The organism is Acinetobacter sp. FDAARGOS_724 (genome assembly GCF_013364475.1).
Classification (GTDB): Bacteria; Pseudomonadota; Gammaproteobacteria; order Pseudomonadales; family Moraxellaceae; genus Acinetobacter; species Acinetobacter variabilis.
Window position 1 is genome coordinate 2,953,076 of sequence record NZ_CP054908.1, and the last position, 12,855, is coordinate 2,965,930.

A 12,855-nucleotide genomic window follows, 5' to 3' on the forward strand; every position below is an offset into this window, starting at 1 on the left:
GGGTTCTTCCAGAAATGAGGCTGATGTAATTGAGCATAAAGTATTTTTTCTATTTAAGCTGTAATTGCTAAGTATTTAAAACAATAATTGAGAGGCAATAAATAAGTAAATAATCACCCCTGTGGCATCACAAATTGAAGTCACCAGAGGTGCTGATGCACTGGCTGGGTCCATTTTCAGCTTGTTGAGAATAAAAGGTAAACTCATGCCAATCAGACATCCCATCAGCACAATACCTAACATACTTAAAGCGAGTACAACGGCGACCATCCAGTCGCCTCGTATATAACCCAGAATTGATACTGCAATGGCCATCGTTCCACCCAGACATAAAGCAACCAGGGACTCACGACCCAGCAGGCTGAACCAGTCCTTAAACTGTACATCACCTGTTGCCAAGGCACGCACCATCAAGGTGGCAGATTGTGAACCAGCATTCCCGCCACTACCCACCAATAATGGCAAGAAAAATACCAGCACAATATGGGTGGAAATAATATCTTCAAAATGGGCAATCCCAATTCCGGAGAGCAGACTGCCAAACACCAGGATGACCAGCCAGAATACCCGTTTCTGATATAGTCTGAGAATCGGTGCAGTTTTCAGACTCAATTCATTCAAAGGTGTCACTGCACCGGATTTTAAAATATCCTCGGTGCTTTCTGCCTCAGCAATATCCATGGCATCATCATAGGTAATAATCCCGACCAGCTTCTGGGTCGCGTCGACCACAGGCAAGGCGATAAAATCATAATAGGCCAAGGTACGGGCGACCTGCTCCTGATCCTCATCCACCGTGGCATAGACTACATCTGTGGTCATGACCTCATTAATAGTGGCATCCGGCCGTGCCTGAATAATTTGTCGCAAGGAAATCACACCGAGCAGATGCTGTTTCTCATCCACGATATAGATCAGATATAAAGTGTCATGATTCCCCGCAATATCACGTAGCGTTTCAATCGCCTCAGTCATGCTAAGCTCGGGAGCAAGTGTGACGAAGTCCGAACTCATTAATGCACCGGCTGTTTCTTCCGGATAAGCATGCAGCTCTCGCAAGGTTTGTAGCGACTGCGTGGATAATTTGCCAAGTAACTGCTGCTGCACTTCACAGGGCATCTGCTTGTATAAATCAATGAAGTCATCGGAATGCATGGCATCCATCAGACTGGCCAGTTGCTCCAGAGGAAATTGATAGGCCAGCTGGATTTGCATGGCCAGTGGCAAGTACTCCAGTACTTCTGCCTGACGTTCCAGCTGCTTGAAATAGTGACAGCGTTCTGCTGGTCCAAGCTCAGACAAAATTCTGGCCTGATCGGCAATATTCAACTTTTGCAGAAGCTGATGAATATTATTTTCCCCTGTCAGCAGAGTCTCATGTAGTTGCTGTATTTTTTCTTGGTGCTGCATTTCCCTACCATCATTCCATGCAGGTATGAAACATACCCGCCCTAGAGTGAGTATTCCTCATTTTCCTGATTGATTTGTATAACTTTATTTGTTGCTTTGACACGAAACAGGTTTCGGATTAACACATACATAAACGGGATAAAGAATAACACCAGAATAGTCGCAAAAATGACCCCGCCCAAAACGCTGGCACCAATTTCCTGACGGCTGATCGCACTGACCCCAGAAGCGAAAATCAAAGGGATTACTCCCGCAGCAAAAGCAATAGAAGTCATGAGAATAGGCCGCAAGCGTAAACTTGCTCCCTCTAAAGCTGCAGCTATAGCTGTTTTTCCTGCTTTCTCTGCCTGTGCAGCAAACTCCACAATCAGAATGGCATTTTTACAGGACAGACCAATCGTCGTCAGCAAGGCAATATGAAAAAAGATATCATTGGCGAAACCAAAGACCCAGCAAAATAAGATACTGCCGCCTACCCCCAATGGAATGGCACTGATCACGGCCGCAGGAATGGTCCAACTTTCATATAAAGCGGTTAAGCACAGGAAAATAAAGGCAATCGAAATCACATAAAGAAAAATCGCCTGACCGCTGCTGCGCTTTTCTTCCAGTGCGGCTCCGCTCCAAGCCAGATTCACACCTTCCTGGGCATCTACCAATGCTTCAACATCCTGCATGGTCTGGCTGGAAAACTTGTCCTTCGGAATCCCTGCATAGACTGGAACAGCGTTATAGCCCATATAACGGTTAATACTGTTCGGTCCGCCCTGCCAATTCAGACTGCTGAACTGGTTAAATGACAGCATTTCACCTTTTTGATTGCGTACATGCCAGAAGGCCAGATCTTCAGGTTTGGAACGGTATTCTGCTTCACCCTGCATAATCACACGTTTAATCTGCCCGCGATCAATAAAGTCATTGATGTAAGTTCCACCCCACGCTGCAGCCAAAGTACTGTTTACATTTTGCTGAGGAATGGAATGCTTCAACACACGCTCTGCATCAAGTTTGATATTCAGCTCAGCACTTTCTTTAGGTTGATCCAGTTGTAAAAATTCAATCGATGATTTGCCTTGGGCACGCGCTTCAATCTGGCCAAATGCCTCCTGTAAAAATTCAGCCCCTTTATAATCCAAGTCTTGCAACCAGAAATCGACTACACGACCATTACTTGACATGGAAGGTGCCATAAAGAAAATTTGGGCATTGGCATGATTGGCAAAATGTTTCTGTGCTCGATCGACAATAGCAAAGACCGAATCTTCAGGATTTTTGCGCTCAGCCCAGTCTTTTAATACTACAAAAAGCTGCCCACGATACGGACCTACACCGACGTTGTTGCCACTATACCAAACACCTACACTCTGAATGCGTCCCGATTCATGTTTCATCAAATAATCTTGTACTTCACGCCCGACTTTTTCGACTTCTGTACGCGGTGCATTGCCAGGCATGACAATCTGCCCCATAACAAAGCCCATGTCTTCAGTGGGCATCAATCCTTCCGGCAAATACTTATATACCCAGCCGAAGCCCATTATGCACACACCAAACAGTGCCAACATCGTGAATTTCAATTGCATGCTTCGAGCTGAAACTTTTTGGTAACTGGCATTGAGCTGATCCATGCCATGGTTAAAGCGCTGTGCCCAGCGAGCCTGATGATGTTTGCGTTTCAATAACTGTGCCGCAAATGTCGGGGTAATTACCAAAGCCACGAATAAAGACAGCAACATGGCCACTACCAAAGTGATAGAAAATTGACGATAAATCACTCCAGTGATACTGCCAAAGAAAGCCATCGGGATAAATACTGCAGTAAGTACCAGCGTAATACCGACCAGTGCCCCGCTCATTTCCTGCATAGATTTTAAGGCAGCCGCTTTGGCATCCAGATGTTCGTCCTGCATCAGGCGTTCAATGTTTTCCACCACTACAATGGCATCATCGACTAGCAGACCGATGGCTAAGATCAGGGCAAACAAGGTAAAGCTATTCAGAGTCATACCCAAGACATACAGCACCGCAAAGGTTGCCAAAACCACAATCGGAATCGTAACGGCCGGAATAATCGTGGCACGCCAGTTTTGCAGGAAGATAAACATCACCACAATGACCAGAATAATGGCTTCAACTAGAGTTTTAGCTACCTGTTCAATTGAGCTGGTGATAAATGGAGTTTTGTCCATGGTCATTTGCAACTGATAGTGCGGTGGCAAATTGGCCTGAGCGTTTTTTAATACGTCTTGAATCTGTTTGGAAACTGCAATGGCATTACTACGTGGTGCCAAAGTAATCGATAAAGCTGAAGAGAGCTGTCCGTTGGTATAGTTAATGTGGTTATAACTTTCTGCACCTAGTTCTACCCGTGCCACATCTTTTAAGTACAGCAATGAACCAGAATCCGTAGTTTTAACAATAATATTCTCAAATTCTTTCACGCTGCTTAAACGTGAACCCGCACTGACTTTGGCATTGAGATATTGATCCTGCATGGTTGGCAAACCGCCAATTGCGCCTGAAGCCAATGGTGCGTTCTGGGTTTCAATAGCATTACGAATATCATTTGGCATCAGGTTAAACTGATGCAACTTATGCGGATTTAGCCAGATCCGCATGGCATAACCTGCACCGTACAGGTCAATTTCCCCTACACCTTCAATACGTGACAAACGCGGTTCGACATGCACCATTAAATAATCTGAAAGTTCGGTGACGCTACTTTGCCCACTCTCATCATATAAGCTTAACAGTGCAAACTGGTCATACCCTGATTTATAAACATTGACTCCGCCTTGTTGCGTCTCTTCAGGTAAGCGGCTCAATACGCCATTCACGGTGTTTTGAACCTGTAACTGAGCTTGATCAAGATCGGCCCCTTGCTCAAATTGCAGTGTAAGTTGGGCCCGTCCAACCGAACTGCTGGAATGAAAGGTTTCCAGACCTTCAATGCCTTTTACCGCCTGTTCCAGAATCTGGGTTACCGATTGCTCAACTGTTTCAGCCGATGCACCACGATAACCAGCGGAAACACCTAAAGCTGGCGTATCCATATTTGGCATATGTTCAATGGGAATTTTTTGAAGTGCAAATACCCCAAGGGCCATTATTAAAATTGTAATGACTGCTGCAAACTTGGGACGGTAAATAAAAAAGCGCGACAACATAAATTAGAAATCCCCATCAAATGCATCTTTAGAATGCACACGCCATGAATAGATGATTTCTATAGCAATTTTTACACCATGCTTAAATATAAGCCAATCTTTAGCTCTTTAATTTCGACAAAAAAATCCCCGTCATAACGGGGATTTTTGAGCTCAATATTTTGTATTGATATTAGGTACTTGATTTCTTCGTCATCATTTGGCGAATTAAAACGTACATAAATGGAATAAAAAACAGTACCAGTATCGTTCCGAAGATCACTCCACCAAAAACACTGATTCCAATCTCACGACGACTGGCTGCACCTGCACCAAAAGCAAAGACCAGTGGCAAAATACCAGCACCAAAGGCCAGAGAGGTCATTAAGATTGGACGCAAGCGTAATGACGCACCCTCAAGTGCAGCTTCAACTACCGATTTACCTTTTTCCTGAGCCAATGCCGCAAACTCTACAATTAAAATTGCATTCTTACAGGACAGACCAATCGTGGTCAGCAAAGCAATCTGGAAGTAAATATCATTCGGAAAATCTGCCAGAAAACTGAAAATGATATTCCCACCAATCCCTAGAGGAATAGCGGACATGACCGCAGTCGGAATCGTCCAGCTTTCATATAAAGCAGCCAAACACAGGAAAATAAAACCGATCGACACCAGATAAAGCCAGATTGCCTGATTACTGGATTGTTTTTCCTCAAAGGATAAACCGCTCCAGACCACGTCAATGCCATCCTGTTCTGCCACCAGATTTTCAACATCTTGCATCGCTTCACCAGAACTGGAACCTTTGACCATATCCGCTTGCATTTGTAGCGAGGTATAGCCCATAAAACGGTTGACTACCTCGGGACCACCACTCCAGTCCACCTGAGCGAAATTACTAAAAGGCACCATCTCGTTCAGGTCATTACGTACATGCCATTGTGTCAGATCTTCAGGTTTGGAACGGAATTCTGCATCACCCTGCATAATCACCCGTTTAATCCGGCCACGATCAATAAAGTCATTAATATAATTACCGCCCCAAGCCGCTGAAAGCGTACTGTTAATTGCGGATTGACTCAGACCATTGGCCATGGCCTGTTTCTGGTCAATATTGACTTTCAGTTCGGCTTTTTCCGGATTAGAGCGCTTATTCAGATTTTCAAAGCTACTATATTGAGCTGCGCCAGCCTGCATATTCTGGAACTGTTCTTCCAGATACTCACGGCCATTACCGTTAATATCACGAATCCAGAAATCCAGGCCGTCGGTTTGACCTAAACCATTCACTGAAGCCGGCATACTGATATTGACTTGGGCATCGCGGTTACTACGGAAATGCTTCATGGCACGTTCACGAATCGCCTGCGCAGTATTTTCTTCTCCTGAACGGTCATCCCAATGCTTCAAGGCTACAAAACCGGTCGCCAGGTTCTGACCGGTACCTGAGAAGTTACGGCCATAACGTAACATGACCAAGTCGATATTGTCCTTTTCTTCTTCCAGAAAATACTGACGAATCTGTTCACCGACCTGAATGGTGTTTTTCATTGGAGCACCTTCCTGTAGCCGGATCTGCAGATTCAGAATACCCTGATCTTCGCTCGGCAAGAAGCTGGTAGGTAAGGCACGGTAGAATAAAGCAAATACACAGATCAACCCGGCAAAAAGCACCAGACTAATGGCTTTATGTTGTAGAGTGACATTAGAAACTTTCAGATAACGATGCTTCAAACCATCCAGTTTCTGGTTAAACCAACTCGCCCACTTGGCAGGTTTTGGATTCGGTTTCAAAATCAGTGCACAAAGTGCAGGTGTCAGAATCAGTGCGACCATCAGCGACAGAGACATCGCTGCCACGAGCGTAATCGAGAACTGACGATATATCACCCCGGTTGAGCCACCAAAGAACGCCATGGGAATAAAGACCGCGGTTAAAACCAGGGTAATCCCGATCAGTGCTCCGCTGATTTCCTGCATGGATTCCAGTGCTGCTTCTTTGGCTGTAAGTTGCTGCTCATGCATCAGACGTTCAACGTTCTCTACCACCACAATAGCATCATCAACTAGCAAGCCAATCGCCAGTACTAAGGCAAACAAAGTCAGCGTATTAATACTCAGTCCCAAAACATAAAGTACCGCCATGGTTCCGAGTAAAACTACAGGCACAGTTACAGTCGGAATTAAGGTCGCACGCCAGTTTTGCAGGAAGATAAACATCACGATGACGACCAGAATGACCGCCTCGAATAAAGTTTTAACGACTTCTTTAATCGATTCTTTGACAAACGGAGTATTGTCACGCGGATAAGCAATTTTATAGCCTTCCGGCAACTGCTGGGAAAGTCTCTCGATTTCAGCCTTGATCAGACTCGACGTCGCAATTGCATTGGCACCGGAGGCCAGTGAAATGCCCAGACCGGCAGAAGGATAGCCATTGGTAGTGCTATATGACTGATAATTTTCCGCACCCAATTCTACCCGTGCAACATCTTTTAAATAGATAAAGCTCCCGTCCCGGGCAGACTTCACAATAATATTTTCAAATTCTTCGACTGTTTTTAAACGGCTGCCTGATGTGACTTTGGCATTCAGATACTGATCATCGACTGTCGGCAAGTCCCCAATTGCGCCGGCTGCCACCTGAGTATTCTGGGATTCAATCGCTGCCCGCACATCACTTGGCATTAGGTTATATTGTTTTAATTTTGCTGGATTCAGCCAGATGCGCATCGCGAACTGTGAACCAAAAACATCCACTTCCCCAATGCCATCAATTCGGGAAATATCCTGTTCCAGATGCGTGGTCAAATAATCAGATAGTTCAATATTGCTACTACGCCGTGATTCATCATACAGACCGATGACCATATGGGTATCGCCAAGAGATTTGAAGACATTCACGCCCTGTCGCTGGACATCGTCAGGCAAACGATTGAGAACCCCGTTAATCGCATTTTGAACCTGTACTTGTGCTGTATCTGGATCGGTACCATTTTCAAAACTGATGCTAATCCGGCTTCGACCTGAAGAATCACTGCTGGAGCTGAAATACAGCAAGCGGTCGATACCTTTAATTTGCTGTTCCAGCACCTGGGTCACGCTCTCTTCTACTGTTTCTGCCGATGCCCCGGTATAGGTTGTTGCCACGGTAATGCGAGGCGGTGCAATATCCGGATAACGTTCGACAGGTAAATTCATCACCGCAAAAAGTCCAATGGCCATGACCACAATGGCCAGTACACCTGCAAAAATAGGACGATGAATGAAAAACTTAGACAGCATAAGTCTGAATCACTTTGAATTTAATGAATTATGGAAAGCGTTGCATTATTGAGTCAGCTTAAGGATATTCAGGCAGTGGCCTAGGGAATGCAAGGCTTGATCACAGAAAAATATGTATAAAATTGAATCATGAAGAAAATATGAAGATTTTGCCTTTCATCTAGCTGTTTCAACAATTTATAGGGTTATTCATTTTATGTTAGGTATAAAAAAACCCTGCTTGCGCAGGGTTTTTTTAGAATCGATTCAGAGCTGATTAAGCAGAGAATTGGTTCATTGTGTTTTTCGCATCGTCACCCGCTTTAAGCGCGTTGTCACCAGCGAAGATTTCTTTGTGGTCGTCACCGATGTCAGAACCAGCCATTGCTTGGTGTTTCACACAAGCGATACCACCGCGGATTTCTTTACGTTGTACGCCAGCAACATAAGCCAACATACCTTCAGAACCGAAGTAACCTTGAGCAAGCTCGTGAGTAGAAAGAGCAGCTGTGTGGTAAGTAGGCAGAGTGATCAAGTGGTGGAACACGCCTGCTTCACGAGAAGCGTCTGCTTGGAATGTACGTACTTTTTCGTCAGCTTCAGCAGCCAATTCAGAATCGTCGTACTCAGCGCTCATCAATTTAGCGCGGTCGTATGCAGATACGTCTTTACCTTCAGCAACCCAACGGTCGTACGCTTGTTGACGGAAGTTCAGTGTCCAGTTGAATGATGGAGAGTTGTTGTAAACAAGTTTCGCATTTGGCACAACTTCACGTACACGGTTAACCATGTGAGCGATTTCAGCAACGTTTGGAGTCGCAGTTTCGATCCAAAGTAGGTCAGCACCGTTTTGTAAGCTAGTTACGCAGTCAAGTACAACGCGGTCGATTTGCGTGCCTTCACGGAACTGGTATAGACCAGAAGCAAGACGTTTAGGACGGTGAAGTTTACCATCACGTTTGATCAGAATTTCATCTTCTTGTGCTTCAGAGATGTCAATTTCTTGAGTGTCTAAGTAGCTGATGTATTGAGAAGCGATGTCGCCTGGCTCTTTAACCACTGGGATTTTTTGAGTCAAGTCAGCGCCTTCAGAGTCAGTACGTGCAACGATAATACCGTCGTCAAGACCCATTTCAAGGAATGCATAGCGAAGAGCATGGATTTTCGCGATGAAGTCTTCGTGTGGAACTGTTACTTTACCAGCTTGGTGACCACATTGTTTCGCGTCAGAAACCTGGTTTTCGATTTGAAGTGCACAAGCACCCGCTTCGATCATTTTCTTAGCTAATAAGTAAGTTGCTTCTTCGTTACCGAAACCAGCGTCGATGTCCGCAATGATTGGCACAACGTGAGTTTGGAAGTTGTCGATTTGTGAAGTGATTTCAGCAGCTTTAGCTGTATCACCAGCGTCTTGAGCTTTTTTAAGTGCGCGGAACAGGTCGTTCAGTTCTTTCGCATCAGCTTGACGTAAGAATGTGTAGATTTCTTCGATCAATGCAGGAACAGAAGTTTTTTCGTGCATAGATTGGTCAGGAAGAGGACCGAATTCTGAACGAAGTGCAGCAACCATCCAGCCAGAAAGGTAGATATAGCGACGTTCAGTTGTACCGAAGTATTTTTTGTTCGCAATCATTTTTTGCTGAGCGATGAAACCGTGCCAGCAGCCTAGTGATTGAGTGTATTTGCTAGAGTCTGCATCATAAGCAGCCATATCACGACGCATAATCGCCGCTGTATATTTAGCAATGTCTAAACCAGTTTTGAAACGGTTTTGCATTTGCATACGCGCAGCATCTTCAGGACTGATGTCTGCCCAAGTGTTACCGAATTTCGCTTTTAATTCGCGGATTGCATCAATCGCTGTTTGGTATGTAGTCATGATATATTCCTGTATTAATATTAGGATTTTTCTGCAACGAACCGCTCAAATCACACCCTCAATGACTTGTTCAGATTTTCGACGATCCGTTGGGATAACTAAAGATTAGTGGGCTTCGAAAAATTAATCCAATATTCTGCAAGAATTATCATTATTTATTTAAAAAATATGTAGATGAAAGTCTAATTATATATTGATCAATTTTTTATAAGTTATTGTATTTAATATTTTATTTTTGAATTTTTAAAATTATATTTTGTCTTAAATATCAGCAATATGGGTAAAAAATATTCATTAGACTTAAGTCTTGCAGGACTTTAGCAGCGCTTAATTTCAGCAATTTTTGTCTATTTTCTAAGCCTTAAAACTTGGAACACTTATTTCAAAGGAATTATTTTTCATTTATTTGTGGAAATATTTTTAGTCAAATCTGACACATTATTTGCTAATTCCCTCTGTTTTTCAGAAATACCTTTCTTTCGTTTTTGGATGCAGCCAGATTTGCTTTCTGCTCTTAAAAATAGAAAAGGGTTCAGGCTGGCAAAATCTACAGTGAAAGAGACTCTAAAAAGGTATTTCAGTACAATCAGCTGGGCTTTTTTTTCATCAGGTGCGTACACAAGCTATAGTAGTTATGGCATAATCCATATAATTTCATAATTTTATTTTCGGTATTTTTTTTATGAATCTGGAGCGGGTCGATCTTAATCTCCTCATTTATCTTGACGTACTTTTACGTGAAAAAAATGTCACGCGTGCAGCAGAACAACTTGGGGTAACCCAACCTGCGATGAGTAACATTTTACGTCGCTTACGAAATTTATTTAATGATCCCCTCCTGATTCGCTCTTCTGAAGGTATGACCCCAACAGAACGTGCGCTAGAACTCCAACCTCGTATCCGCGACGCCTTAGCGGATCTTTCCATGATTCTGGAACCGCGTACCGAGTTCCGTCCTTATACCTCAAATCGTGTCTTCCGTATCATGACTTCAGATTATGCTGAAGCCACACTGGTACCACGCTTGGTAAAAGCATTACGTTCAGAAGCACCGAATGTGGTTCTCGACTTCTTAACGCCAAGTGATGTGTCCTATCGTGACATGGAACAAGGTAAAGTTGATCTGGCAATTAACCGTTTTAATGAAATTCCACAAAGCTTCCATCAGGTACTGGTTTGGCGTGACAGCTTTTCTTGCCTGTTAAATAACAAGCATCCGGCTGCAGGTAACCTGAATCTGAAAAGTTATCTGGATGCACAGCATATCTGGGTATCAAAAACTGGCATGGGCGTCGGCTTTGGGGTAAATCCTGAGAAACAAGCGGGTCTCGGCTGGATTGATCAGGCTCTTGAACGTATTGGCCAAAAACGTAAGATTTCGGTATTTACCCGTCACTATCAAATGCCCGGTCTTTTGGCGGCCAATGTAGATCTTGTAGCAACATTACCGACCCGTATTGCACGTCTGCAAGCCAAAAACCAGAACTTACTCATTAAAGACCCACCATTTTATATTCCTGAGTTTGAATTGAAGATGGCGTGGTGTCCTTTATTGCATCATCATCCCGCCCATCGCTGGTTACGTCAGCTGATTCTATATGTAGCGCGTCAGATGATCGAAGAAGAAAATCGTGAATTTTTAATGAATAATTCGCAATTTTCTCATTATTAAATTGAATATTAGCTAAATTGCTCATTTTTAAGCTTATACTCTAGAGACTTGAGTTGCTTTATTTGTACCTCAAGTCTTTTTTTGTGTTAAAAATATTTTTAGCTAGATCATATTAATCCACAGGTGGATTCGTGAGCCTCTTTCAAAACATCGTGATTATCTTATTACTCATCGCGGGGGCCGGTTTTTTATCATTAACAGAAATCGCGCTTGCAGGTGCTCGTAAGGTCAAATTAAAAATTTTGGCCGAATCGGGAGATATTCGCGCTCAAAAAGTTTTAGATTTACAAGAAAACTCTGCTGACTTTTTTGCAGCTTCCCAAATCGGCTTAAACGCCGTTGCCATTTTAGGCGGTATTTTAGGTGAAGGCGCCTTCCGCCCTTATATCATCAATTTACTTTCCAGATTTTATCAAGGTCCCTGGACTGAAACGATTGCGTTCAGCTTGTCCTTCACTGCAGTTACTTCATTATTTATTCTGTTTGCGGACTTGATGCCAAAACGTCTGGCCATGATCGCTCCAGAAAAAATTTCTGTCTCGGTGATTAATCCGATTCAGGTATTTATCAAAATCTGTAAACCATTGGCCTGGTTCATCAATGCCATTGCGAACCTGTTATTCCGTTTATTTAAAGTGAATACCATTCGAGATGACAATATTACCTTTGCTGATATTTCTGCGGTAATGGATGCGGGTGCTCAGGCAGGAGTGTTACAGAAACAGGAACATCACTTTATTGAGAACGTGTTTGAGCTTGAAGAACGTAATGTTCCTTCCAGTATGACGACTCGTGAAAATGTGGTGTTCTTTACCTTGAAAGAATCTGAAGCCAGTATTCGCCAGAAATTGGCTGAATTTCCTTACTCCAAGTTCCTGGTCTGTAATGAAAATATCGATGATGTGATTGGATATGTCGACTCCAAAGATATTCTGGTTCGTATTCTGAATAATCAGTCTTTACTTCAGTTGAATGAAAATACCATCCGTACGGTTCTGACCATTCCAGATACACTGACTCTATCTGAATTACTGGATCGCTTCCGTTCAACCAAGGAAAAGTTTGCAGTCGTTATTAATGAATATGCCTTGGTCGTAGGTGTCATTACCCTTTCCGACATCATGATTACCGTGATGGGCGACTGGGTTACTCCCTTGGAAGAAGACCAGCAGATCATTAAGCGTGACAGCAATTCATGGCTGATTGATGGCAGTACGCCTATTGAAGACATTAAACATGCGCTGGAAATTGATGAAATGCCAGATGAAGAGAATTATGAAACTCTGGCTGGTTTTATGATGTTCAAGCTGCGTAAAATTCCACGTCCAGCAGATATTGTGCTACATGCGGGTTATAAGTTTGAAGTTGTCGATGTTGATCATTTCAAGATTGACCAGTTACTGGTTACACGTATGCTAGAAGTGAAAAAGCCACCGACAGAAGAATCAGAATAATCTGGTTCTTCTTCAATTTTTTTAAA

6 protein-coding genes are annotated in these 12,855 nt (G+C 43.4%); 2 read left to right on the plus strand and 4 right to left on the minus strand.

Annotation, left to right across the window (positions count from 1 at the left end; genetic code table 11):
• Nucleotides 1-75 precede the first annotated feature (75 nt).
• From mgtE to FOC32_RS15490, 4 genes are all read right to left on the minus strand, one after another.
• Complete coding sequence (mgtE, locus tag FOC32_RS15475) at nt 76-1,410, minus strand: magnesium transporter (protein ID WP_034170188.1); 1,335 nt, start codon at nt 1,408-1,410, stop codon at nt 76-78.
• 41 nt (nt 1,411-1,451) lie between these two features.
• Entirely contained in the window at nt 1,452-4,577 is a 3,126-nt protein-coding gene (locus tag FOC32_RS15480) for an efflux RND transporter permease subunit (protein ID WP_175967989.1), read from the minus strand.
• A gap of 172 nt (nt 4,578-4,749) precedes the next feature.
• Nucleotides 4,750-7,845 carry a multidrug efflux RND transporter permease subunit gene (locus FOC32_RS15485; RefSeq protein ID WP_175967990.1) on the minus strand — a complete coding sequence of 1,032 codons (3,096 nt, stop codon included), beginning with the start codon at nt 7,843-7,845 and terminating at the stop codon, nt 4,750-4,752.
• 256 nt (nt 7,846-8,101) lie between these two features.
• A complete protein-coding gene (locus FOC32_RS15490; protein ID WP_004784773.1) occupies nt 8,102-9,703 on the minus strand; it encodes an isocitrate lyase in 1,602 nt (533 codons plus the stop codon).
• 682 nt (nt 9,704-10,385) lie between these two features.
• Here FOC32_RS15490 and FOC32_RS15500 point away from each other — a divergent pair.
• Both FOC32_RS15500 and FOC32_RS15505 read left to right on the plus strand, forming a co-directional pair.
• Nucleotides 10,386-11,375 carry a LysR family transcriptional regulator gene (locus FOC32_RS15500; RefSeq protein WP_004784775.1) on the plus strand — a complete coding sequence of 330 codons (990 nt, stop codon included), beginning with the start codon at nt 10,386-10,388 and terminating at the stop codon, nt 11,373-11,375.
• Nucleotides 11,376-11,506: 131 nt separating this feature from the next.
• On the plus strand, nt 11,507-12,829 hold the full coding sequence (locus FOC32_RS15505; protein ID WP_004784777.1) for a hemolysin family protein: 1,323 nt from the start codon (nt 11,507-11,509) through the stop codon (nt 12,827-12,829).
• Nucleotides 12,830-12,855: the final 26 nt, after the last annotated feature.